The organism is Streptomyces adustus, assembly GCF_009377175.1.
In the GTDB taxonomy this organism is placed as follows: Bacteria; Actinomycetota; Actinomycetes; order Streptomycetales; family Streptomycetaceae; genus Streptomyces; species Streptomyces adustus.
Genome location: NZ_VJZD01000006.1, coordinates 45,029 through 67,705 on the forward strand (window position 1 = coordinate 45,029; position 22,677 = coordinate 67,705).

A 22,677-nucleotide genomic window follows, 5' to 3' on the forward strand; every position below is an offset into this window, starting at 1 on the left:
GAAGGACGCTTGGGGATCAACTGGCGGCGCCGGGCGCTGCCGGCTGCACTGCTGGCGCTGGCCCTTTCGACGGCGACCGGCTGCAAGAGCACGCCGGACGCGCTGCCGAAGCCGACCACCGCGCCGGTCACGGCCGTGGCCCGGGTGTGCGCCAAGCCCGCGGCCGGGCCGGCGACGGCGCCCGCGGGCGCGGTGACGGTCGACCCCGCGGTCACCGGTGACCTGGCCGCGAAGACCAGGAGCAGCCCCCCGAACACCACGTTCTGGCTCAGGCCCGGCAAGCACCGGCTCGACCGGGACCGCTTCGCCCAGGTCGTCCCCAAGAAGGGGGACGTCTACCTCGGCGCGCCGGGCGCGGTCCTCGACGGCCGCAGGACCAACCAGTACGCGTTCGCCGGCACCGCTCCGGACGTCACCATCCGCTACCTGACCGTGCAGGGTTTCGTCGCCCCGCAGAACGAGGGTGTGGTCAACCACGACTCGGCCGACGGATGGGTGATCGAGCACGCGACGATCCAGGACAACTCCGGCGCCGGGCTGATGGCCGGTGCCCGCCAGCAGGTGCGCGCCAGCTGTCTGCGCGCCAACGGCCAGTACGGCATGAACGCGTACAAGGGTGACGGCCGGATCAGCGGCCTGGTGCTGGAGGGCAACGAGATCACGGGCAACAACACGGACGACTGGGAGCGCAAGCAGTCCGGCTGCGGCTGCACCGGGGGCGTGAAGTTCTGGGCCGTCGACGGCGCCGACGTACGCGGCAACTGGGTGCACGACAACCGCGGAACCGGGTTGTGGGCGGACACCAACAACAACGACTTCCTCATCGAGGACAACGTGCTCGAAGCCAACGACGGTGCCGCGCTGATCTACGAGACCAGCTACAACGCGGTCGTCCGGGGAAACACGATCCGGCGCAACAACTGGGTGGAGGGCCGCAAGTACGCCGATCGCGGCGACACCTTCCCGTTCGCGACCGTCTATCTGTCCGAGTCCGGCGGCGAACCACGGGTCCACGCCCGCACCGACAAGATCGACATCTATCGCAACGTGCTGGAGAACAACTGGTCCGGGATCACCCTGTGGGAGAACGCCGACCGGTTCTGCAACAGCCCGGCCAACACCTCCTCCGGCGACTGCACGTTGCTGGTGAAGGACAAGAAACGCTGCGCACAGCCGGGGATCGACACCGCGCCGCTGTACGCCGACTGCCGCTGGAAGACCCAGCGGGTGGACATCCACGACAACCGCTTCGTGCTGGACAAGTCGGTCGTCGACTGCACGGTCAAGTGCGACCGCATGGCGGTGCTGGCCAACTACGGCACCTATCCGGACTGGTCGCCGTACCAGGGCGAGCGGGTGGCCGAGGCGATCACGCGTACGCAGCACAACCGCTGGCACGACAACGTCTACGTCGGACCGTGGAGCTTCGTCGTGCACGACCCGAGCCGGATCCTCGACTCCGCGCAGTGGCAGGCCACGCCGTACCGGCAGGACACGGGCAGCACCTTCCGCGCCCAGGACGGAGGTTGAGATGCGCGCTGACCACCCGCCGGAGAACGCGGACCTCACGCCCGGGACCGTGGGCCGCACGCCGAGGATCGTCGGAACCGTCTGGGGACTGCTGATCCTCAACACGCTCGGCTCCGCCGGAGCGAAGACCATCGTCCCGCTGCCCCGCTCCCTCATCCAGATGGTCACCATGGGCGCGCTGGTCACCGCGTTCGCGCTGGCCCTCGCGGTCAACACCCGGCTGCGCATCCGGCCCAGCGCCTTCGTGTTCCTGCTCACCCTGCTGCTGATGCTGAGCGTGATCTCCAGCGCGAACCTGGAATCCGGGTTCGGCGCCCTGTTCCGCTGCTTCCGGCTGACTCTCTTCGTCGGCACGCTGTGGCTGCTCACCCGCTGGTGGGACGGCGGCATGACGTTCGTCCGGCACCACATCCGGATGTACCTGGCGGTGCTCGGGACGGTGGCCGCCGGCCTGATCGCCTCACCCGGCGCGGCCCTGCCCGACCTCTACGGCGGACGGCTGGTCGGCGCCCTGTGGCCGCTCACCCCGCCGCAGATCGGCCAGTACGCGGCGGTGATCATCGGGCTCACCGTGCTGCTCCTGCTGGGCCGGCAGACCGACCGGACCAGCGCGGCCGTGGTCATCGTGCCGTCGCTCGTCCTGCTCGCCCTGACACACACCCGAACGGCCACGCTCGGCCTGCTCGTCGGGCTCGCGCTGGCGATCGCCTCGCTCATCCTGACCAGCGGCGCCGCCCGCCGGTTCTTCACCCGGGCGACGCTGATCGGCACGGTGGCCGCGGTGGGGTTCGCCTCCGCGCTCCAGACGTGGTTCCTGCGCGGACAGAGCCAGGAGAACTTCTCCAGCCTGACCGGCCGGGCCAAGGTCTGGCACGCGCTGCTGATCGAGCCCCGCACGACCACCCGGTTCCTGTTCGGCGCCGGCCTGGGCGACAAGTCGTTCGACGGGCTGCCGATCGACAACAGCTGGCTGGCCGTCTACAACGAGCAGGGGCTGATCGGCGTCGTCCTGGTGGCGGCGGTCCTGCTGGTGCTGGGCGGCGTCGCGCTGCTGCGGCCGCCGTCGCTGGCCAGGGCCTGCGCGATCTTCCTGATCAGCTACTGCGCGATCGCGTCGTACACCGAGGCCGGGCTGGGCGACGCCTCGCCGTATCTGCTGCATCTGGCCGTGGCCGCCTCGCTGCTGGCGACGCCCGCCCGGGTCACCCCCCGCTCGACGCCCGAAGTCCCCCGCCGGCGCATTCCGCGCTGGGCCCAGAGATCGGAGGCGAGCTGAGCATGCACGTCCTCGTGGTGCACAACCGCTACGCCTCGGCGCAGCCGAGCGGCGAGAACAAGGTCGTCGACCAGGAGGTGGCGCTGCTGCGCGACGCCGGTCACCGGGTCGAGCTGTTCGAGCGGCGCAGCGACACCATCGCCGCCCGCTCCCTGCCGTCCAAGGCCGCGGTGCCGCTCCTTGTGCCCTGGAACCCGGCGGTCCGCAAGGAGCTCGCCGCGAAGCTGCGCGCCGAACGGCCGGACGTGGTGCACGTCCACAACGTCTTCCCGCTGCTGTCGCCGGCGGTGCTGGCCGCCTGCGCCGACGCGGGCGTGCCCGCCGTGGCCACGCTGCACAACTACACCCAGGTCTGCCCGCCCGGCACCCTCCAGCGGGACGGCCGGCCGTGCACCGAGTGCGTCGGAGCCACGCCGCTGCCCGCCGTCAGGCACGGCTGCTACCGGGACTCCCGGCTGGCGACCGTGCCGCTCGCGGTCAGCCTGTCGGTCAACCGGCGGCGGTGGTGGACGGGCGTGGAGCGGTTCTTCTGCATCTCCGCGGCGCAGCGCGAGGTCCTGGTGGGAGCCGGAATGCCCGCCGAACGCCTGGCGGTGAAGCACAACTTCGTGCCCGAACCGGGCGTCGTGCGAAGCGGCGCCGGTGAGCATCTGCTGTATCTCGGGCGGCTCGCGGAGGCCAAGGGCGTACGGCTGCTCATGGCCGCGTGGGACGAGATCGCCGCCGGCGGCGGAGTCGGCGTGCCGCTGGTGGTCGCCGGTACGGGGCCGCTGGAGCGGGAGGTGGGCGCCTGGGCGGCGGGCCGGGACGACGTGCGCTACGTCGGCCTGTACGACCAGGCGCAGTGCCGGCAGGCCGTCGCGCGGTCGGTCGCCGTGGTGGCCCCCTCCACCTGGCTGGAGGCGTTCGGCCTGGTGGTCGTGGAGGCGATGGCGGCGGGGGTCCCGGCGGTCGCCGCCGGGCACGGCGCCTTCGTGGAACTCGTCGAGGACGAGGTGACCGGGCTGCGGCATCTGCCGGGCGATCCCGGTTCGCTCGCGTCCTGTCTGCGCCGGATCACGACCGATCCGGAGCGCAACCGGGAGATGGGGCAGGCGGCCCGGCGCCGTTACGAGAAGGACTTCAGCCCGGCCGTCGGGCTGGAGCGACTGCTGGAGGGGTACCGCTCCGCGATCGCGGGACGGTCCGGCGGCGGGGACAACCCGCCATCGGTAGGGGAAAGAACGGGCTCGCCGCGGGTACACCCGGGCGAGCGGGATGGGGGAAGTTGATGTCACGTTGCCGACTCTGCGGCGCGGGGTCACTCGCGAGCGTCGTCGATCTGGGGGCGACCCCGCCGTGCGAGAGCTTTCTCGCCGCGGACCAACTGGACCGGCCGGAGCCCGCGTACCCGCTGCATCTGCGCGTGTGCACCGACTGCTGGCTCGCGCAGATCCCGCCGCTGATCACACCGGAGGACACGTTCAGCGAGTACGCGTACTTCTCCTCCTTCTCCACCTCCTGGGTGGAGCACGCGCGGACGTTCGTCGACGGCGCCGTCGAGCGGCTGGGTCTGGGCAGCGACGCCTTCGTGGTCGAGGTCGCGAGCAACGACGGGTATCTGCTGAAGCACGTGGTGGACCGCGGGATCCGCTGCCTTGGCGTCGAGCCCTCGGTGAACGTCGGCGCGGCGGCCCGGGACGCGGGCGTGCCCACGCTCACGGAGTTCCTGTCCCCCGACACCGGCTCGGCCGTCCGCGCCGAACACGGCCCGGCGGACCTGGTCGTGGCCAACAACGTGTACGCGCACATCCCCGACGTGGTCGGCTTCACGCAGGGACTGCGCGCCCTGGTCGCCGACGACGGCTGGGTCTCCATCGAGGTGCAGCACCTGCTGACCCTGATCGAGGAGAACCAGTACGACACGATCTACCACGAGCACTTCCAGTACTACACGGTCGCCTCCGCGATCCGGGCGCTGGCCAGTGGCGGACTCGCCCTCGTGGACGTCGAGCTGCTGCCCACGCACGGCGGCTCCATCCGGCTGTGGGCCCGCCCGGCCGAGGTCGCGGGCGAGCCGTCCGCGCGGGTGGCCGAGGTCCTCGACCGGGAGAAGGCCGCCGGGCTCCAGGACCTGTCCGGGTACACCGAGTTCTCCGCCCGGGTGGCCAAGGTGCGCCGGGACCTGCTGCGGTTCCTCATCGACGCGGCCGAGCGCGGCGAGACGGTCGTCGGCTACGGCGCCCCCGGCAAGGGCAACACCCTGCTCAACCACTGCGGCATCCGGCCCGACCTGCTCGCGTACACGGTCGACCGCAACCCCTACAAGCACGGCAGGTTCACCCCGGGCACCCGCATCCCGATCCTGGCGCCCGAGCGGATCGCCGCCGACAAGCCGGACTACGTCCTCGTCCTGCCGTGGAACCTGCGGGCCGAGCTGACCGAGCAGTTGTCCTTCGTGCACGAGTGGGGCGGCCGACTGGTCTTCCCCATACCGGAACTGAGCATTGTCGAGGTCAAGGCATGAAGGTCGTACTGTTCTGCGGCGGCTACGGGATGCGCATGCGCAACGGCACCGCCGACGACGTGCCCAAGCCGATGGCGATGGTCGGGCCGCGCCCGCTGATCTGGCACGTCATGCGCTACTACGCGCACTTCGGGCACACGGAGTTCATCCTCTGCCTGGGCTACGGGGCCAACCACATCAAGGACTTCTTCCTCCACTACGAGGAGACGACGTCCAACGACTTCGTGCTGCGCGGCGGGAAGACCGAGCTGCTGTCCACCGACATCGCCGACTGGACGATCACCTTCGCGCAGACCGGCATCGAGTCGCCGATCGGCGAGCGGCTGCGCCGGGTGCGCCACCACCTGGACGGCGACGAGATGTTCCTCGCCAACTACGCCGACGTGCTCACCGACGCCCCGCTGCCGCGGATGATCGACAACTTCGCCCGGCGCGACGCCGGGGCGTCGATGATGGTGGTGCCGCCGCAGTCCTCGTTCCACTGCGTGGACCTGGGCGAGGACGGTCTGGTGGGCGGCATCACGGCGGTCAGCGACATGCCGCTGTGGGAGAACGGCGGCTATTTCGTGCTGCGCCAGGAGGTCTTCGACCACATCCCGGAGAACGGGGACCTGGTCGCCGACGGCTGTGCCCAACTGGCCAAGCAGGGACGGCTGGTGGCGCACCAGCACCGCGGCTTCTGGAAGCCGACCGACACCGTGAAGGAGCGGGCCGCGCTCGACGAGGCCTACGCCCGCGGCGACCGCCCGTGGGCCGTGTGGGAACACGGCGGCGCGGGGGCGTTCGTGCCCGGGAGCCGGGCCGGCGTCAAGGCGGGGACCGCGTGATCCGGCTCGGGGCCGAGCGGCTCGGCAGCATCGTCGCGGTCGGCGCGCACTGCGACGACATCGCCATCGGCGCCGGCGGCACGCTGCTGGCGCTGTGCCTGGCGCGGCCGGGCATCCGCGTCGACGCGCTGGTGCTCTCCGGCGGTGGCGGCGATCGGGAGCAGGAGGAGCGGGCCGCGCTCGCCGCCTTCTGCCCGGGCGCCGATCTGCGGCTGACCGTGGACAAGCTGCCGGACGGCCGGCTGCCCGCGCACTGGGACGAGGCCAAGGGCGCGGTCGAGGAACTGCGCGCGCAGACCGAGCCGGATCTCGTGCTCGCCCCGCGCACCGAGGACGCCCACCAGGACCACCGCGGCCTGGCCAAGCTCATGACCACGGCGTTCCGCGACCATCTCGTGCTCGGCTACGAGATCGTCAAGTGGGACGGCGATCTCGGCCGTCCGGTGGTTTACCAGCCGCTGTCGGCGGAGATCGCCGAACAGAAGGTGCGACTGCTCCAGGAGCACTATCCCTCGCAGCAGCACCGGCCCTGGTACGACCGGGAGGCCTTCCTGGGGCTGGCCCGGATCCGCGGTATCGAATGCAACGCGCGCTACGCCGAGGCGTTCGCGGTCACCAAACTCACTCTCGACCTGGGGGAATGAACCTTGCGCGTACTGCTGACCGGGCACCAGGGCTATCTGGGCACCGTCATGGCCCCGGTCCTCGCCGCCGCCGGGCACGAGGTCGTCGGACTGGACTCCGGCCTGTTCGCCGACTGCGTGCTCGGCCCGACGCCCGCCGACCCGCCGGGCACGCGCGTCGACCTGCGCGATGTCACCGCCGAGCACGTGGCCGGGGTGGACGCCGTCATCCACCTGGCCGCGCTGTCCAACGACCCGCTGGGATCGCTGGCGCCCGACCTCACCTACGACATCAACCACCACGCCTCCGTGAAACTGGCCCGGCTGGCTCGCGAGGCCGGGGTGCGGCGCTTCCTGTACGCGTCGACCTGCTCGGTCTACGGAGCCGCGGGCGGCGACGAACTGGTCGCCGAGGACGCGCCGTTGCGTCCGGTGACGCCGTACGCGGAGTCCAAGGTGCGGGTGGAGGACGACCTGCACCAGCTCGCCGACGACGACTTCACCCCGGTGTACATGCGCAACGCGACCGCCTTCGGCTACTCGCCCCGGCTGCGCGCCGACATCGTGCTGAACAACCTGGTGGGCCACGCGCTGCTGTCCGGCGAGGTGCTCGTGCTGTCCGACGGCACCCCCTGGCGCCCGCTGGTGCACGCCGCCGACATCGCGCGGGCCTTCACGGCCGCGCTGGACGCGCCGCGCGAGGCGGTGCACGACCGGGCGTTCAACATCGGCAGCGAGGTCAACAACGTCACGGTCGCCGAGATCGCCGAGCAGGTGGCCGAGGCGGTGTCCGGCGCGAAGGTGGTGATCACCGGGGAGAACGGGGCCGACCCGCGGTCCTACCGGGTGGACTTCTCCCGGTTCCGCGAGGCGATCCCGGGCTTCGACTGCGAGTGGACGGTGAAGCGGGGCGCGCTCGAACTCGCCGACGCCTACCGCGAGCACGGACTGACCCGGGAGGCCTTCGAGCAGCGCTTCACCCGGCTCGCCGTGCTGCGCGCCGCCTCCGACGCGGGCACCGTCGACGACACCCTGCGGTGGCGCCGGTGACCACGCGGGTAAAAAGAGGTGCCGGCGAGGAGATGCACGAACTGGTGCGGCGGATGTACCCGCTGTGCCGGAGCATCACCGGCGACGGGGTGCGCGCCACCCTGGACATCGTCGGGGAGTACATCCCGCTCACGGTGCACGAGGTGCCCACGGGTACGCAGGTGCTCGACTGGACGGTGCCCCAGGAGTGGAACATCCGGGACGCGTACATCGCCGACGGCACGGGCAAACGGGTCGTCGACTTCGCCGCGTCCAGCCTGCACGTGCTCGGCTACAGCGTGCCGGTGTCGGCGACCATGCCGCTGGCCGAGCTGCGCGGACATCTGCACACCTCGCCGGAGCACCCGTCCTGGGTGCCGTACCGCACGAGTTACTACAAGCCGGAGTGGGGGTTCTGCCTGGCCCAGGAGACCCTGGACGCGCTGCCCGACGGCGAGTACGAGGTGCGTGTCGACTCCACGCTCGCCGACGGCCACCTCACCTACGCCGAGCATGTGATACCCGGTCAGGTGGCGGACGAGGTGATCGTCTCCTGCCATGTCTGCCACCCGTCGCTGGCCAACGACAACCTGGCCGGCATCGCGGTGGCGACGTATCTCGCGCGGGCGCTGGCGGAGCAGACGCCGTACTACACCTACCGGTTCATCTTCGCGCCCGGCACCATCGGGGCGATCACCTGGCTGGCCCGCAACGTGGAGCGGATCGACCGGGTCAGGCACGGGCTGGTGCTGGCCTGCGCGGGCGACCGGGGCCAACTGACCTACAAGCAGAGCAGGCGCGGCGACGCGGAGATCGACCGGGTCCTGCAACACGTACTGACCGGCTCCGAACGCCCGCACCGGATCGACGAGTTCACCCCGTACGGCTATGACGAGCGGCAGTACTGCTCCCCCGGGTTCGACCTCGGTGTGGGCTCGCTCAGCCGGACCCCGTACGCCGGGTACCCCGAGTACCACACCTCGGCGGACAACCCGGACTTCGTCTCCCCGGAGGCGATGGCGGACACCCTCGCCGTGTGCCGCGAGGCATTCGCCGTACTGGACCGCAACCGGCGCTACGTCAACCTCAGCCCGTACGGCGAGCCGCAGTTGGGCCGCCGCGGGCTGTACGACTCGCTCGGCGGCCGCAGCGACGCCAAGCAGGCGCAGATGGCGATGCTCTGGGTGCTCAGCCTCTCCGACGGCGAACACACGCTGCTGGACGTCGCCGAGCGCTCCGGGCTGCCGTTCGACACCGTCGTCGCGGCGGCCGACGCGCTGCACGGCGCCGAACTGATCAAGGCGTGAGACCGATGACCACGGAGGGGGAGATGACGAGGGCACCGGCCGGGTCCGCCAAGCGTGCCCTTGTCGGCCGGATGTCCTGGGGACTGGCCGACCAGGCGGCCTCCAGCGTGAGCAACTTCGCGGTGGGCCTCTACGTGGCCCGCTCGCTCGGGGTGACCGCGTTCGGCGTGTTCAGCCTCGCCTGGGTGACGTACGGCGTGGTGCTCAACGTCTCCCGCGGGCTGGCCACCGATCCGCTCACGGTGCGCTTCAGCGGCCCGCCGGGCCCGGCCTGGCGCGGGGCGGTGGGCCGCTCGACGGGTACCGCACTCGCGGTCGGCGCCGTCCTCGGCGTGGTGTCCCTGGCCGCCGGGCTCGGCCTCGGCGGCCGCGTGGGGCCGGCGTTCGCCGCCCTCGGTGTCATGCTGCCGGGGCTGCTGCTCCAGGACGCCTGGAGGTACTCGTTCTTCGCCGCCGGCACCGGGCGCAAGGCGTTCCTCAACGACGTCGTGTGGGGTGTCGCCCTGATCCCGGCCATGGTGGTGGCCGCCCGTGTGGGCACTGTGGCCGCCTTCGTGCTCGCCTGGGGCGCGTCCGCCACGGTGGCGGCGGGCTACGGCTGTGTCCAGTCCGGCATCCGGCCCCGGATGGCGGAGGCGCGCGGATGGCTGCGCGAGCAGCGCGACCTCGGCTACCGGTACCTGGTCGAGAACGTGAGTCTCAGTGGCGCGAGCCAGTTGCGGGCGTACGGGGTCGGCGCGATCGTCGGGGTGAGCGCGGTGGGGGCCGTGCGGGGCGCCGAGCTCCTCATGGGCCCGTTCCTCGCCGTACTGATGGGGCTTTCCCTGGTCACCGTCCCGGAGGCGGCACGGGTACTGCGCCAGGCCCCGCATCGGCTGGCCAGGTTCTGCCTGCTCCTCGGCGGAGGACAGGCCGCCGGCTCGCTGCTCTGGGGCGCGGCGCTGCTGCTGCTGCCCGGCCGGCTCGGCGAGATGGCACTCGGCGACGTCTGGCACTCCGCTTCCCCGCTCATCGTGGCGATCAGCCTCGGCGTCGCGGGCGCGGGCCTGGGCACCGGCGCGGCGGCCGGGCTGCGCGCGCTCGGCGCGGCCCGGCGCAGCCTGCGCTGCCAGTTGTTCGCCTCCGTCTGCTACGTCGGCGGCGGGCTCGGCGGCGCGGCCGCCGCCGGCGCGGTCGGCTCGGCCTGGGGCGTCGCCGCCGCGACCGTCAGCGGCTCGGCCGTGTGGTGGCTGCAACTGCGCTCCGCCGTGCGCGAGCACGCTCAAGAACCGATCCGCGAAGTGAGGACGTCATGACCGCGCAACCCAGGCTGAGCATCGGCCTGCCCGTGTACAACGGCGAGGAGTACCTGGCCGAGTCGTTCGACGCCCTGCTCGGCCAGACCTACGAGGACTTCGAGCTGGTCGTCTCCGACAACGCCTCGACCGACGGTACCGAGGACATCTGCCGCCGGTACGCGGCGAAGGACTCCCGCATCCGCTACCTGCGGCTGCCCCGCAACATCGGCGCGACCCCGAACCACAACCTTGTGCTCGCCGAGTCCCGCGGCGAACTGTTCAAGTGGGCCTCGCACGACGACCTGTACGGCCGCGACCTGCTGCGCGTGTGTGTGCAGGCGCTGGACGAGCGACCGGAGATGATCCTCGCGCACACCGGCCAGGCGGTCATCGACGGCGACGCCCGTGTGAAGGTCCCCTACGAGTACGGTCTCGCCACCGACTCGCCGCACGCCCCGGAGCGCTTCCGCAGTCTGCTGTTCGAGCCCGGCGGCGACGACTTCTACGGGGTGATGCGGGCCGACGTGCTGCGCCGTGTGAAGCCGATGGACAGCTACCACCACGCGGACCGCACCTACGTCGCCGAGATCACTCTGCACGGGCCCTTCCACCAGGTTCCGGAGGTGCTGTACTTCCGCCGCGACCACCCCACCCGCGCCGAGCGGGCCAACCCCAGCAAGCGCTCCCGGTGCGTCAACCTGGACCCGCGCCGGGCGGGCGCGCTGCACCCGACGCCCCGGCTGCTCGCCGAGTACGTCTGGGGCTTCGTCTCGGCGATCCGGCGGGCGCCGCTGTCCCCGGCCGACCGGCGCGCGTGCTTCGGCCACCTGGCCGCGTGGATGACCAGCCGGGTCCGGCCGGGCGCCGGTGAGCGGGTCGAGGACCGCGCCCCGGTCGACCAGGAGCGGCTCGCCGTCTCCGTCGACGCCCTGGTCGCCGGCCGTGAGGGCAGGCGGTCATGACACCCGCGAACGAAAGACCGGTGCGGGTCGGGGTGTTCGGCCTGCTCGGTTCCGGCAACCTCGGCAACGACGGGTCCCTCGAAGCCGTGCTCGGATACCTCCGGGACCGGCACCCGGAGGCGGCCGTGGACGCGCTGTGCGGTGGCCCCGAGGCCGTAACGGCCCGGTACGGGATCCCCGCGACACGGCTGCACTGGTACCGCGGGGAGTACCGGACGGCGTCGCGCGCGGGCGCGATCGTGGGGAAGGGCCTGGGCAAACTCGTCGACGTCTTCCGCACCGCCTCCTGGGTACGGGGACACGACGTGGTGATCGTCCCGGGCATGGGTGTCCTGGAGGCCACGCTGCCGCTGCGCCCGTGGGGCTTCCCGTACGCGCTGTTCCTGCTGTGTGCGTCCGGCCGGCTGTCCGGCACCAAGGTCGCGCTGGTCGGCGTCGGCGCCGCCCCGATCGGCAACCGGGCGACCCGGACCCTGGTGCGCTGGTCGGCGCGGCTGGCCGCGTACCGGTCCTACCGGGACGCCCCCTCCCGCGACGCGATGCGCGCGATGGGCGTGGACACCACGCGCGACGAGGTCCACCCGGACCTCGCGTTCTCCCTGCCGGTACCGCCCGCCAGCACTCCCCCGGACGCGCCGGGGCGCGTCTGCGTCGGCGTCATGGCCTTCCACGGCAGCGACGACGACCGCGCCCGGGCCGAGGAGATCCACCGGCGCTACCTCGACGGCACGACCCGGTTCGTCCGGACCCTGGTCGAGGAGGGCAGGCCGGTCCGGCTGCTCACCGGCGACGACGTCGACGCCACGGTGGTCGCCGCGATCCTCGACGCGGTGGGCTCGCCGCTGGTGACCGTCGCCGAGACCGCCTCGCTGGCCGACCTGATGAAGGAGACGGCCGGCGCCGAGGCCGTGGTGGCTACGCGTTACCACAACCTGATCTGCGCGCTGAAGGCCGGAACGCCGACGCTCGCGCTCAGCTACGCGGCGAAGAGCGAAGCGCTCATGGCCCAGATGGGGCTCGGCACGTACTGCCACCCGGCCCGCGAGGTCGACGCCGACCGGCTGCTCGAACAGTTCCAGGAGCTGGAGAAGAACTCGGCGGACCTGCGGCGGACCCTCGCCGAGCACAACCAGGACGCCGTCCGGCACCTCGACCGCCAGTTCACCGCCCTGACAGAAGCCCTGTTCCCGGCGACCGCCGACGTCCACGCCCCTGCCCACGCCCCGCGGGAGACCTCATGAGAGCGACCGAAGTCCCGGCGATCACGGGTGCGTTCCTCTTCGAACCGACACCGTACGCCGACGAACGCGGCTTCTTCTGCCGCACCTTCGACGCCGACGTGGTCCGCTCGGTGGGCCTCGACCCGCACGCCTTCATCCAGGACAGCGTGTCGCGCTCGGCCGGCGGCGTGCTGCGCGGCCTGCATCTGCGCTCCGGCGCGGGCGAGGCCAAGCTGGTGCGCTGCTCGTCCGGAAGGATCTTCGACGTCGTCGTGGACCTGCGGACGGACTCGCCGACGTTCCGCAACGTGGCCACCTTCGAGCTGTCCGGCGACACCCAGGTGACCCTGTACATCCCGGCCGGATGCGCGCACGGCTTCCAGGCGCTGACCGACACCGCCGACACCTCGTACCGGATCGACCGCCCGCACGATCCGGCCGAGGACGTGACGATCGCCTTCGACGACCCGGAGCTCGCCATCGCCTGGCCGCTGCCGGTCACATCGATGTCCCAACGGGACCGGGAGGCGCCGAGCCTCGCCGAGGTCCTGAAGCACAGAGAAAGTTGAGGTACCCGTGGACACCGAAGAGCTCCACCTGCCCCTGTCGCGGACCGCCAACGAGCGGCTGCACGCCCTGATCCCCGGGGGCGCGCACACCTACGCCAAGGGCGACGACCAGTACCCCGAGGGTCTGGCCCCGGTCATCAGCCACGGCAACGGTGCCCACGTGTGGGACGTCGACGGCAACCGCTACATCGAGTACGGCTCCGGCCTGCGGTCGGTCAGCCTCGGCCACGCCCACCCGCGCGTGAACGAGGCGGTACGGCGCGAACTCGACCGCGGCACCAACTTCGTACGGCCGTCCATCGTGGAGGTCGAGGCCGCGGAGCGTTTCCTGGCCACGGTGCAGACCGCCGAGATGGTGAAGTTCGCGAAGAACGGCTCCGACGCCACCACCGCCGCGGTGCGCCTCGCCCGGGCCGCCACCGGGCGGCCGCGGGTGGCGATCTGCGCCGACCATCCGTTCTTCTCCGTCGACGACTGGTTCATCGGCACCACACCGATGTCCGCGGGCATTCCGTCGGCGACCAACGAACTGACCCTGACGTTCCCGTACGGGGACCTGGCCGCCACGGAGGAACTGCTCACCCGCTACAAGGACGAGGTCGCCTGTCTGATCCTCGAACCGGCCACCCAGTGCGAGCCCCCGCCGGGCTACCTCGCCGGCCTGCGCGAGCTGGCCGACCGACACGGCTGTGTCCTGGTCTTCGACGAGATGATCACCGGTCTGCGCTGGTCCGAGGCGGGCGCCCAGGGCCTGTACGGCGTCGTCCCCGACCTCTCCACCTTCGGCAAGGCGCTGGGCAACGGATTCGCCGTCTCCGCGCTGGCCGGGCGCCGCGAGCTGATGGAGCGGGGCGGGCTGCGTCACTCCGGCGACCGGGTGTTCCTGCTGTCCACCACGCACGGCGCGGAGACGCACGCCCTGGCTGCCGCGATGGCCGTGCTGACCACCTACACCGAAGAGGGCATCACCGCGCGGCTGCACGCCCTCGGCGAGCGGCTGGCCGCCGGTGTCCGCGCGGCGGCGGCCGACGCGGGCGTCGGCGACCACGTCGTCGTGCGGGGCCGGGCCAGCAACCTGGTCTTCGTCACCCTCGACGAGAACGGTCTGCCGTCGCAGGAGTACCGCACCCTGTTCCTGCGCCGGCTCCTCGCGGGCGGGGTACTGGCCCCGTCGTTCGTGGTGAGCAGCGCGCTGGACGACGCCGACATCGACCACACCGTCGACGTGGTGGCCCAGGCCTGTACGGTCTACCGCAAGGCACTGGACGCGGCCGATCCCAACCCCTGGCTGGCCGGGCGACCGGTGAAGCCCGTGTTCCGCCGCATCGCATGACGTGACGTGATGTGACGTGACGTCAGCGGTTTTCCCGGCGAACGGCGTCGGCCGTCCGATCGGCCGGTCGACCGGCTGAGTGACCGGCCGTCCGATCGGCTGTCCGATCGGACGGCGGGTCCGCCGGTCGGCCCGCGCCGCGACCGGACATCCGGCCTGGCGCCCGGCCTGGCGCCCGGCCGGGCAGCCGATCGGGCATCCGGTCGGCCGTCAGGTCGACCAGCCACGCGGTCACCGGGACCACCGCCAGCGCGGTGCACCAGCCGCCGAGGACGTCGGTCGGGTAGTGCGCGCCCAGGGTGACCTGCGCCCAGCCCATGGCGGCGCCGGAGACCAGCGCCGCGGCGAGCACGAGTGACAGGCCGGCCGTCCTGCCGAGGCCGGACCGGCCGGTCACGGTCAGCGCCACGACGAGCGCGAGCGCGGTGGCGAACGCGGTGTGCCCGCTCGGGTAGGACAGGTGCTCGCCATGGATCGTGCGTCCCACCACGGACTTGAGCAGTGTCGCCGTCACCACGGCCACCCCGGCCCCGCCGACGACGAGCACCGCGGCGCGAGGACGCCGAAACAGCAGACAGCCCGTCACGAGGGCCCCGACCAGCAGCACCGATCCGCCGGGCTCCCCCAGAAAGTCCAGGGCCAGAGCGACATTCCGCCGCCACGGCCCCACACCGTACAGCGCATCCCCGATCCTGGCGTCCACCGTGCCGGGCTCGCTGTCGCCTGCGTACCGGACCCCGAGCACGACCACCACCAGCGCGGCAAGGGCCGCGGTCCACCCGAGCCACCCGCGCAGCGTCGGCGGCACCACAGGCTCCGAGCGGCCGCTCACCTGCCCACCACCTGTTTCCCCCCGCTCCAGACCCTCTTCAAGACGGGTCGACCCGACTTTGGTCATCAACTGGTGCCAAAACGGTCTCCATTGGTCACCCTAACCAACAACACGGCCACGACGTACGGCGGTTGGGAAGTTCGCGAGTCAAGTCTCCGTACATCGGAGTCCCACCCGACCGGCACCGGCGGATCTTCACTAGGATCACCGGTCATGGACTGGCTGGAGCGCACCGCGAAGCTCAGGCAGTGGACCAGGAGCGGGACCCGTGCTCCGCACAAGCCGCTGCTGCTCCTCTACGCTCTCGGACGGTTCCAGGAGGACGCCGACAGCCGGTTGCGCTACAGCTCGATCGAGCAGGATCTACAGCGGCTGCTGACCGAGTACGGCCCGCCCAACAGGACGACCCCCGCCTACCCGTTCCACCATCTCGTCAGCGACGGTATGTGGGAGGTGCGCACCGACCACGGGCACGGCAGCCCGGGAAGCGGTGTGGGAGATCTGCGCACCACAGGGGCCACGGGCCGGCTGGCGCCGGAACTCAGGGCCGCGCTGCGGCGCGAACCCCAACTGCTGGAGCGGATCGCCCGATTGCTGCTCGATCTGCACTTCCCGCCGTCCCTGCACGGCGAGTTGTGCGAGGCGGTCGGCCTGGACCTGGAGCCTGCCCAGGCCGAGCAGCTGTCGGCGGTACGGAGGCAGCGCGACCGGCGTATGCGGGAGGCGGTGCTGACCGCGTACGAGTACCGCTGCGCGTTCTGCGGCTACGACGGCCGGATCGGCACGGTGCCGGTCGGCCTGGAGGCCGCGCATGTGCACTGGTGGGCGTTCGGCGGACCGGACGACGTCGCCAACGGGCTGTGCCTGTGCTCGCTGCACCACAAGCTCTTCGACAAGGGCGTCCTCGGGGTCGACGACGGTCACCGCGTCCTCGTCTCCCAGCGGTTCGTCGGACACAGCCCCGCCGCCCGCCGGCACGTCGTCGCGCTCTCCGGCCGTCCCCTGATCGGTCCGCAACCGGGAGCGCGCCCCGTCGCGGCCGAACACCTCGCCTGGCACACGAGCCAGGTCTTCCACGGCGATCCTCGCCCCTGACAGAGAACGCCCGTTTCCCGCCGGGCCGTCGTGTCCGAGCTCTTCGCCGTGGCCAACCGGGAGACCGGGGGCACCGTCAGGTCCGTGAACCGCCGACGGCGTGCCGGGCCCTCGCGGGCCGGACACGCCGCCGTGTTCTTCACCGTCTCCGGTGGCTCATTCAGCCGCCCGGGCGCGGTGTGCGAGGTCAGTGACGGTTGCCGCCCTGACGGTGGTCGTCACCGCGGCCGTGGTTGTCGCCGTGACCACGGTTGTCGCCGTGACCGCGGTTGTCGCCCTGGTGACGGACGCGGCCCCAGGACTCGTCGTCGACGAAGCGACCGCGGTCGTCGCGCAGGGTGACGGTGCCGCGGACGTTGTCCCAGATGTGGTTACGACGGCCCTGGTAGAGGTCCGTACGGGTGTCACGGCCCTGGCCGGTGTGGACCCGGACCGAGTCGCGGCCGCCCAGACGGTAGTGGTGGAAGGTGTAGGTACGGCCGACGTTGTCGCGCAGGGTCCAGCCGTCGAGGTTGACGGCCCGGCGCGTGGTGTTGCTCAGCTCGACCCATTCCTTGTTCAGCGAACGGTCGTGCCGCTCGTCACGTCCGGGGGAATCGGCCTGCACGGCCGTGATCTTCACCTGCGGCTGGTGCGGACGGGCCACCCCCGCCGCGGAGGCCGGCAGCGCCGCCACACCCACCACGGCGCCGGCCGCCAGCGCGGCAGCGGCCAGACGGCGAGCGGAGAGAGAGCGGGCGTTGGCAAAGACAGAAGCGGACATCAAGTCCCCCTGATGGTGCGGGCGTCAGTGCGGAAGCGGCCTTGCGGGCCGCCGCGGCACCGGCGCGATGTACGAGGTCACGGCCCCTTTTTGCGGCCGCACACACACTCTGTCCGTAATGCGGCTGCTTTGAGATGGAAACCCGATGCTGTTACACGTTGCCCATATTTCCGTGACTCTTGGATGTATCGCTCACCTATGTCGGCAGTGCCCCCTTCTGGCACCCCGCCAGGCCGCCGATTCCGTGCGGGCGTTGAGGAACAGTGCCCGATCCCCGCACCACGCCATGCCGGGTCCGAGCAGGCCGTCACCCGAAAGTGGGTAACGGCCCTCCGCCTCGCGGCGGGGTCCGAACCCGCCCCCTCGGTGGCGCGGGCCCGGTCGACCCGGCGGCGCCCGGCCCGCTCAGCCGGCCGTCGGCCGTACCCGCTGGCGCAGCCCGGCGGCCTTGGCCGTGAGGTAGCGCTGTTCGGGCGTGCTGGCGGTCAGGGCCGCCGCGAGGCGGTAGTGGTGCCCGGCCGTCTCCGGTTCTCCGGCCATCTCCAGCAGATGGGCTCGCACCGCGTGCATGCGGTGATGACCGGCGAGCGGCCCGCTGCCACCGCTGTCGAGCCGGTCCAGCAAGGCCAGGGCAGCGCCCGGTTCGTCCGTCATCGCGAGAGCGACCGCGCGGTTCAGGGTGACCAGCGGACTGCCCGTCACCTGCTCCAGCACCTCGTACAGACCGAGGATCTGCGGCCAGTCGGTGTCCCGGGCGTGGGCGGCGCGGTCGTGGACGGCCGCGACGGCGGCCTGCAACCGGTATTCGCCGGGCCGTTGCCGGTGGGCGAACGTGCCGATCAGCAGCGCGGTGCCCTCCCGGATCAAGCCGCGGTCCCATCGTGTGCGGTCCTGCTCGGCCAGCGGGACGAGTTCGCCGTGCGGGCCGGTACGCGCCGGCCGGCGGGCCTCGGTCAGCAGCATCAGGGCCAGCAGCCCGGCCACCTCGCCCTCGACCGGCAGGAGCCGATGCACCTGACGGGCCAGCCGGACGGCCTCACCGGAGAGATCCGCCCGGTGCAGCGTCGTCCCCGCGGAGGCGGTGTAACCCTCGTTGAACAGCAGATACAGCACGCGCAGCACGGACCGCAGCCGACCCGCCCAGTCGGGCGAGCCCGGCACGGGCACGTCGAACCGTACCGACGACGCCTTCAGGCGCTGCTTGGCCCGGCTGATGCGCTGGGCCATCGTCGCCTCGGGCACCAGGTAGGCGGCTGCGATCTGGGCGGTCGTCAGGCCGCCGACGGCCCGGAGTGTCAGGGCGATCGCCGAGGCGGGGGTGAGCGTGGGATGGCAGCACATGAACAGCAGCGCCAGACAGTCGTCGGCTGCCGGGGCCCCGGCCGGTACCGGTTCCCTGGCCACGCGCTCCTCGCGGCGTCGTCGTGCCGCCTCGCTGCGCATCTGGTCGGTGTAGCGGCGCACGGCGGTCCGCAGCAGCCAGCCGCGTGGGTTTTCCGGCACCCCGCGCTCGGGCCAGTGCCCGGCGGCGGCGATCAGGGCCTCCTGGACCGCGTCCTCGCATGCGTCGAAGTCGCCCAGCCGTCGCGCGAGCAGGCCGAGGACCTGCGGCGCCAGCGAGCGCAACAGGTCCTCGACGCCGGGCCGATCGGTCACAGGTCGAACGCGGTGTCGTTCATCACCTGACGCACCTCGACCGGCTGCCGCGTCGGCACCCCGCCCGGGCCGGGCACCGCCGAGATCCTCGCGGCGATCTCCACCGCACGCGCCTCCGACTCCACATCGACCACGTTGAACCCGGCCAGGACCTCCTTGGACTCCGGGAACGGACCGTCCGTCACCACCGGGGCCGAGACACCGTCCGAGCGCACGATCCGGGCCAGGCGCGGGTCGGCGAGCCCGGTGAAGTGCACCATCTCGCCGCTCTCGACCAACTCCTCGGTCAACGCCGCGTAGTAGTCGAAGTGCGCCGCGATGTCACCGGGATCCCACTCGTCCATCGGCTCCTCGAACACACCACCGTCGTGGTCGACCATCAACAGGAACTTCGGCACGTCAACTCCTTCATCGACAGTGCGGCCCGGTCCGGCGCACTCACCCCATGAACGGAGCCGTCGAAGGGTTCTCTACATCGCCCGGAGACTCATTCCAGCTCCTCGAACGCTTCTTCGGAAGATCGTAACCGCTTCGCCAGGGACGAAAAGGGGCGCCACAACGGCTCCGCGGTCAGCCGTTCCCGGGCGTCTGTCCTGCGTCGACGACACCTTGCGTGGCCAGCCGGTACGCCTCGCGGACGGCGGACGGGATTCGCCCCGCGTTGTTGACGTGAAAGCCGTTCGCCCGTGCCCAGAGCCGCATCGCCTCGTCGTCGGGGCCGAGTTCGCGCGCCGCCGCGGGGGTGCGCATGGAGCAACTGCCGCAACTCCTGCGGCAATCGCAGACCCATGCGTGCCGCGGCGTCATCGATGGCCGCCGGGCTCCCCGGGCCGCCCAGAGCGGCGAACACATCGGGGGCATGGTGTTCGAGCCATCCGGTGATCCGTCCCCAGGCCTGCCGTACGGCATCCGTCTCGTCGGCGGACGTATCACTCATACGAGGTCTCCAGGCGGGTGGTCCGGGTGGGTGGCTGGCGTCGGCCCTCGGGTGGACCGTACTCGTGACCACTGACACCGAGTCGCCCCGCGCGCCTCCCCGGGCGAGGCCCCCCGCTCGTGACGCGGGCCGTGGGCGCCGTGGGGACGTCGGCGCCCACGGGACGGTCAGAACCGTCGGACCTCGACGCCCCGCTGCTCCACCGGTGAGACGACGGCGTCCAGGAACTCGGCCCGGTCCGCTCCTCCGCCGACCACATCGGCCGGAATGATCATCGGCCACTCCCCCGCGGTTATGTGCACCCCCTCGGTGGAGAAGACGACGATCTGGGTCACCTGCTCCCAACGGACCGCCCTGGCGCGGCTCCGGGCCGTGCCGACCAGACCGTGCTCGTAGACGTAGATCGACATCCGAGCCCGCACCAGCCCGCGCACCGCCCGGATCAGGCCGATCAGCACACCCGCGAGCAGGGCGATGGCCAGCCCACGGAAGATCCCCGTCCAGCCCGAGTCCTCGAACCGGGACAGGACCAGACCCATCACGACCAGGCCGGCCGCCGAACCGATCGCAAGCCCGAGGCCTCGCAGGGACTCGCCCGCCCTGCCGGGCTCCCGCCGGGCCAGCCTTAACGCCCCGAGGCCCGCGGCGGCCGAGCGGACACGGTCGGTCTCCTGCGCCGGCTGCCAGGTCGCCGGACCGCTCTCGGCCCACTGCGGCGCGTGTGATGTCACGGCCTGTCCTGCTTGGTCTTTCGGATCCTGCTCTGCCATGAATTTCCTCCCGGATTTCGGATCGGAGACGGTGACCGCGTCGAACTTCCGGTTACGCAGGCCCCGTTGTGGGTACCGGAGCTTAACGGCGAAGTCCGGGGACGGGGCGCCGAGTCCACCGAGTTGCTCCCGGCACGACCCCCCGATACCGTCCCGCCCATGCCTGCTCGGACTCCGCTGCCCCGCACCCTCACCGGCCGCCACGTGCGCCTGGAACCCCTCTCGACGGAGCATCTCGGCGAACTCTTCGAGGCGGGCGGCGGCGACGAGGAGGTGTGGCGGTGGCAGGGCGGTCCGGCGCCACAGACCGAGGCGGAACTCGGCGGCAAGCTCGCCACGCTGCTCGACGCCGCCGAGCGGGGCGCGTACGTCCCCTTCGCGGTCGTCCACCGCGCGAGCAGCCGGGCCATCGGCTGGACCACGTACATGGACATCAACGTGGCCGACGAACAGCTTGAGATCGGTTGGACGTGGTACGGGCGCGCGTACTGGCGCACCGCCGTCAACACCGAGTCGAAACTGCTCCTGCTCACCCACGCCTTCGAGGACCTGAGCATGGGACGCGTGCAGTTGAAGACCGATCACCTCAACCACCGCTCACAGGCCGCGATCGCGCGTATCGGAGCGCGCCGCGAAGGCGTACTGCGCCGCCACCGCCGACGCCCGGACGGTACCTGGCGGGACTCGGTGTACTTCTCGATCCTCGCCGACGAGTGGCCCGCGGCCAAGGAGAACCTGACCACCCGCCTGCGAGAACTCGACCACGCCGGATAGCGCCTGGACGCGGCCCGTCGGCAGGGCGGACCGTGCTCGTACGAGGCGAAGGGTTCGAGGTGCAAACCCGGTCCTGCCCGGTCGGTCGCGGACCGTCGTCAGTGACCGAGTCCTGTTGTCCTCGGGCAGGGCGACCGGCGGCGTCGGCCGTTGTCCGGTGCGGTGCCGGCTCGTCGGCCTGTTGCGGACGGCGACCCGATCCGGCGGACCACGGCTGGTGCCGCCAGGCCCGTCAGCGCGAACATGGCTCCTACGACGTACCACCCGGGGCGGCCCCAGGTGATGCAGAGGGCGATGAGCAGGCCCGGGCCGAAGGCCTCGGCGAGGCCTGCGCCGAGGCCGAACACGCCCAGGTACTGACCGGTGGCGTGCGGCGGGGCGAGAGCGAAGGAGACCTCGAAGCCGGCGGCGGAGTGCCACAGTTCGCCTACCGTGTGGATCACCACCGCGACGACGAGCAGAGCCGCGGCCGCCCACGCCGGTGCGCCCGCGCTCAGCGAGATCAGTGAACAGGCGACGAGGAAGGCCGCACCTGCCCGGCGGTAGGCGCGCGCGCCGGCGGCGGGGGACGTGACGTTGCGGCCCGCGCGGACCTGGAAGGCGACGACGAGGACCGTGCCGGTGAGCATGGTGACCGAGATGAGCCAGTGCGGGGCGGTGGTGGCACCGACGATCCAGAGCGGGATGGCCACGGTGAGCACCTTGAACTGGATCGCCATGATGCCGTCGAGGACGGTCAGCAGCAGGTAGGGGCGGTCCCGCAGGGCGATCCAGCGAGGGCCGTCGGCCGCGGGGACGGGCGCGACCGGAGGCAGCGGGAACAGGATCACCGCGGAGACCACGAAGGCGATCGCGTTGCCCACGACCATGAGCTGGTAGGCGGTGAGCGTGCCCACCTGCACGACCCAGCCCGCGAGCACGGCACCGAGGGAGATGCCGACGTTGGTCACCGCGCGGAGGTAGGCCCTGAACTCCTGCGGCCGCTCACCTCCGTAGTGTCTGATCAGCGGGGAGCGGGCGGCTGTTCCGGCCGCCTTCGCCGCGGCCGCCGCGCAGACGGCGAGGACGAACGGCCAGAAGCCGTCGACCAGGACGAAGCCGGCCGTGGCCAGCGCCTGAACCCCCAGGGTGGCCGCGTAGATGCCACGCGCTCCGTGCCGGTCGGCCAGATGGCCGACCGTGACGCCCAGGACCAGCGCGAGAAGACCGGCGACACCGAGCCCGAGCCCCACCCGGGCGGCCGGAAGGTGAACCGCCTCGGTGAAATACAGGACCCCGGCGGTGAGATGAAGACCGCTGCCGATGGTGTAGACGAAGTTCGAGGCCGCGAGAACGCGCTGCGGCCTCGTGTCCGGCATCAGGCGGGGCATGACGGGGCTCCATGTCCTCGG

Annotated in this window: 21 protein-coding genes and 1 pseudogene; 15 read left to right on the plus strand and 7 right to left on the minus strand. The window is 71.8% G+C overall.

What is annotated here, in order from left to right; all coding sequences use genetic code 11:
* Positions 1 to 9: 9 nt before the first annotated feature.
* The 13 genes from FNH09_RS02885 to FNH09_RS02945 are packed head-to-tail and all read left to right on the plus strand — an operon-like array spanning position 10 to position 14,459.
* Positions 10 to 1,530, plus strand: a complete 1,521-nt coding sequence (locus tag FNH09_RS02885; RefSeq protein WP_152884775.1) for a right-handed parallel beta-helix repeat-containing protein — start codon at positions 10 to 12, stop codon at positions 1,528 to 1,530.
* Between the two features lies 1 nt (position 1,531).
* Positions 1,532 to 2,806, plus strand: coding sequence for an O-antigen ligase domain-containing protein (locus FNH09_RS02890; RefSeq protein WP_152884777.1), 1,275 nt, complete (start codon positions 1,532 to 1,534; stop codon positions 2,804 to 2,806).
* 2 nt (positions 2,807 to 2,808) lie between these two features.
* Positions 2,809 to 4,077 (plus strand): glycosyltransferase, encoded by a 1,269-nt coding sequence (locus FNH09_RS02895; RefSeq protein WP_152884780.1) that lies wholly within the window; start codon positions 2,809 to 2,811, stop codon positions 4,075 to 4,077.
* Positions 4,077 to 5,312 carry a class I SAM-dependent methyltransferase gene (locus tag FNH09_RS02900; RefSeq protein ID WP_152884782.1) on the plus strand — a complete coding sequence of 412 codons (1,236 nt, stop codon included), beginning with the start codon at positions 4,077 to 4,079 and terminating at the stop codon, positions 5,310 to 5,312. Before FNH09_RS02895 ends, FNH09_RS02900 begins: the two co-directional genes overlap by 1 nt.
* Positions 5,309 to 6,139: a glycosyltransferase family protein gene (locus tag FNH09_RS02905; protein ID WP_152884784.1), complete on the plus strand. Its 831-nt coding sequence runs from the start codon at positions 5,309 to 5,311 to the stop codon at positions 6,137 to 6,139. Before FNH09_RS02900 ends, FNH09_RS02905 begins: the two co-directional genes overlap by 4 nt.
* Complete coding sequence (locus FNH09_RS02910) at positions 6,136 to 6,783, plus strand: PIG-L family deacetylase (RefSeq protein WP_162468032.1); 648 nt, start codon at positions 6,136 to 6,138, stop codon at positions 6,781 to 6,783. The genes FNH09_RS02905 and FNH09_RS02910 overlap by 4 nt, the downstream gene beginning before the upstream one ends.
* 3 nt (positions 6,784 to 6,786) lie before the next feature.
* The gene (locus FNH09_RS02915) at positions 6,787 to 7,812 is read left to right on the plus strand and encodes an NAD-dependent epimerase/dehydratase family protein (protein WP_152884786.1); all 1,026 of its coding nucleotides are present in this window, start codon (positions 6,787 to 6,789) and stop codon (positions 7,810 to 7,812) included.
* Between the two features lie 32 nt (positions 7,813 to 7,844).
* A complete protein-coding gene (locus FNH09_RS02920; RefSeq protein WP_152884860.1) occupies positions 7,845 to 9,098 on the plus strand; it encodes a DUF4910 domain-containing protein in 1,254 nt (417 codons plus the stop codon).
* Between the two features lie 5 nt (positions 9,099 to 9,103).
* Positions 9,104 to 10,393, plus strand: coding sequence for an MATE family efflux transporter (locus tag FNH09_RS02925; RefSeq protein ID WP_152884788.1), 1,290 nt, complete (start codon positions 9,104 to 9,106; stop codon positions 10,391 to 10,393).
* Positions 10,390 to 11,337, plus strand: a complete 948-nt coding sequence (locus tag FNH09_RS02930; protein WP_152884790.1) for a glycosyltransferase family 2 protein — start codon at positions 10,390 to 10,392, stop codon at positions 11,335 to 11,337. The genes FNH09_RS02925 and FNH09_RS02930 overlap by 4 nt, the downstream gene beginning before the upstream one ends.
* Positions 11,334 to 12,578: a polysaccharide pyruvyl transferase family protein gene (locus FNH09_RS02935; protein WP_152884792.1), complete on the plus strand. Its 1,245-nt coding sequence runs from the start codon at positions 11,334 to 11,336 to the stop codon at positions 12,576 to 12,578. The genes FNH09_RS02930 and FNH09_RS02935 overlap by 4 nt, the downstream gene beginning before the upstream one ends.
* Complete coding sequence (gene rfbC / locus FNH09_RS02940; RefSeq protein WP_152884794.1) at positions 12,575 to 13,126, plus strand: dTDP-4-dehydrorhamnose 3,5-epimerase; 552 nt, start codon at positions 12,575 to 12,577, stop codon at positions 13,124 to 13,126. The genes FNH09_RS02935 and rfbC overlap by 4 nt, the downstream gene beginning before the upstream one ends.
* 7 nt (positions 13,127 to 13,133) lie before the next feature.
* Positions 13,134 to 14,459: a glutamate-1-semialdehyde 2,1-aminomutase gene (locus FNH09_RS02945; RefSeq protein WP_162468033.1), complete on the plus strand. Its 1,326-nt coding sequence runs from the start codon at positions 13,134 to 13,136 to the stop codon at positions 14,457 to 14,459.
* A 184-nt stretch (positions 14,460 to 14,643) separates the two neighbouring features.
* Here the strand turns inward: FNH09_RS02945 and FNH09_RS02950 are convergent.
* Positions 14,644 to 15,291: pseudogene (locus FNH09_RS02950) on the minus strand (phosphatase PAP2 family protein); the annotation flags it as partial.
* Between the two features lie 213 nt (positions 15,292 to 15,504).
* Here FNH09_RS02950 and FNH09_RS02955 point away from each other — a divergent pair.
* The gene (locus FNH09_RS02955; protein ID WP_152884798.1) at positions 15,505 to 16,386 is read left to right on the plus strand and encodes a phosphorothioated DNA-binding restriction endonuclease; all 882 of its coding nucleotides are present in this window, start codon (positions 15,505 to 15,507) and stop codon (positions 16,384 to 16,386) included.
* A gap of 187 nt (positions 16,387 to 16,573) precedes the next feature.
* Here the strand turns inward: FNH09_RS02955 and FNH09_RS02960 are convergent, their stop codons facing one another.
* The 5 genes from FNH09_RS02960 to FNH09_RS02980 all read right to left on the minus strand — a co-directional run bounded on the left by FNH09_RS02960 (position 16,574) and on the right by FNH09_RS02980 (position 20,473).
* Positions 16,574 to 17,149, minus strand: coding sequence for a lamin tail domain-containing protein (locus FNH09_RS02960; protein WP_152884800.1), 576 nt, complete (start codon positions 17,147 to 17,149; stop codon positions 16,574 to 16,576).
* A gap of 405 nt (positions 17,150 to 17,554) precedes the next feature.
* Positions 17,555 to 18,805 carry a DUF6596 domain-containing protein gene (locus tag FNH09_RS02965; RefSeq protein WP_162468035.1) on the minus strand — a complete coding sequence of 417 codons (1,251 nt, stop codon included), beginning with the start codon at positions 18,803 to 18,805 and terminating at the stop codon, positions 17,555 to 17,557.
* Positions 18,802 to 19,203 (minus strand): YciI family protein, encoded by a 402-nt coding sequence (locus FNH09_RS02970; protein ID WP_162468036.1) that lies wholly within the window; start codon positions 19,201 to 19,203, stop codon positions 18,802 to 18,804. The genes FNH09_RS02965 and FNH09_RS02970 overlap by 4 nt, the downstream gene beginning before the upstream one ends.
* 172 nt (positions 19,204 to 19,375) lie before the next feature.
* Positions 19,376 to 19,555, minus strand: a complete 180-nt coding sequence (locus FNH09_RS50020; RefSeq protein WP_152884802.1) for an Lsr2 family DNA-binding protein — start codon at positions 19,553 to 19,555, stop codon at positions 19,376 to 19,378.
* A gap of 354 nt (positions 19,556 to 19,909) precedes the next feature.
* The gene (locus FNH09_RS02980) at positions 19,910 to 20,473 is read right to left on the minus strand and encodes a hypothetical protein (protein ID WP_152884804.1); all 564 of its coding nucleotides are present in this window, start codon (positions 20,471 to 20,473) and stop codon (positions 19,910 to 19,912) included.
* A gap of 198 nt (positions 20,474 to 20,671) precedes the next feature.
* On the opposite strand from FNH09_RS02980, the gene FNH09_RS02985 reads away from it, so the two are divergent.
* Positions 20,672 to 21,286: a GNAT family N-acetyltransferase gene (locus FNH09_RS02985; RefSeq protein WP_152884806.1), complete on the plus strand. Its 615-nt coding sequence runs from the start codon at positions 20,672 to 20,674 to the stop codon at positions 21,284 to 21,286.
* 98 nt (positions 21,287 to 21,384) lie between these two features.
* Here FNH09_RS02985 and FNH09_RS02990 read toward each other — a convergent pair whose 3' ends face one another.
* Positions 21,385 to 22,656 carry an MFS transporter gene (locus tag FNH09_RS02990; RefSeq protein ID WP_152884808.1) on the minus strand — a complete coding sequence of 424 codons (1,272 nt, stop codon included), beginning with the start codon at positions 22,654 to 22,656 and terminating at the stop codon, positions 21,385 to 21,387.
* Between the last annotated feature and the right edge of the window lie 21 nt (positions 22,657 to 22,677).

Coding starts and splice junctions, on each gene's coding strand:
- FNH09_RS02890 (WP_152884777.1), top strand. CDS start 1,532: ATGCGCGCTGACCACCCGCCGGAGAACGCGGACCTCACGCCCGGGACC.
- FNH09_RS02895 (WP_152884780.1), top strand. CDS start 2,809: ATGCACGTCCTCGTGGTGCACAACCGCTACGCCTCGGCGCAGCCGAGC.
- FNH09_RS02900 (WP_152884782.1), top strand. CDS start 4,077: ATGTCACGTTGCCGACTCTGCGGCGCGGGGTCACTCGCGAGCGTCGTC.
- FNH09_RS02905 (WP_152884784.1), top strand. CDS start 5,309: ATGAAGGTCGTACTGTTCTGCGGCGGCTACGGGATGCGCATGCGCAAC.
- FNH09_RS02920 (WP_152884860.1), top strand. CDS start 7,845: ATGCACGAACTGGTGCGGCGGATGTACCCGCTGTGCCGGAGCATCACC.
- FNH09_RS02925 (WP_152884788.1), top strand. CDS start 9,104: ATGACCACGGAGGGGGAGATGACGAGGGCACCGGCCGGGTCCGCCAAG.
- FNH09_RS02930 (WP_152884790.1), top strand. CDS start 10,390: ATGACCGCGCAACCCAGGCTGAGCATCGGCCTGCCCGTGTACAACGGC.
- FNH09_RS02935 (WP_152884792.1), top strand. CDS start 11,334: ATGACACCCGCGAACGAAAGACCGGTGCGGGTCGGGGTGTTCGGCCTG.
- rfbC (WP_152884794.1), top strand. CDS start 12,575: ATGAGAGCGACCGAAGTCCCGGCGATCACGGGTGCGTTCCTCTTCGAA.
- FNH09_RS02955 (WP_152884798.1), top strand. CDS start 15,505: ATGGACTGGCTGGAGCGCACCGCGAAGCTCAGGCAGTGGACCAGGAGC.
- FNH09_RS02960 (WP_152884800.1), bottom strand. CDS start 17,149: ATGTCCGCTTCTGTCTTTGCCAACGCCCGCTCTCTCTCCGCTCGCCGT.
- FNH09_RS50020 (WP_152884802.1), bottom strand. CDS start 19,555: ATGCGCACCCCCGCGGCGGCGCGCGAACTCGGCCCCGACGACGAGGCG.
- FNH09_RS02985 (WP_152884806.1), top strand. CDS start 20,672: ATGCCTGCTCGGACTCCGCTGCCCCGCACCCTCACCGGCCGCCACGTG.
- FNH09_RS02990 (WP_152884808.1), bottom strand. CDS start 22,656: ATGCCCCGCCTGATGCCGGACACGAGGCCGCAGCGCGTTCTCGCGGCC.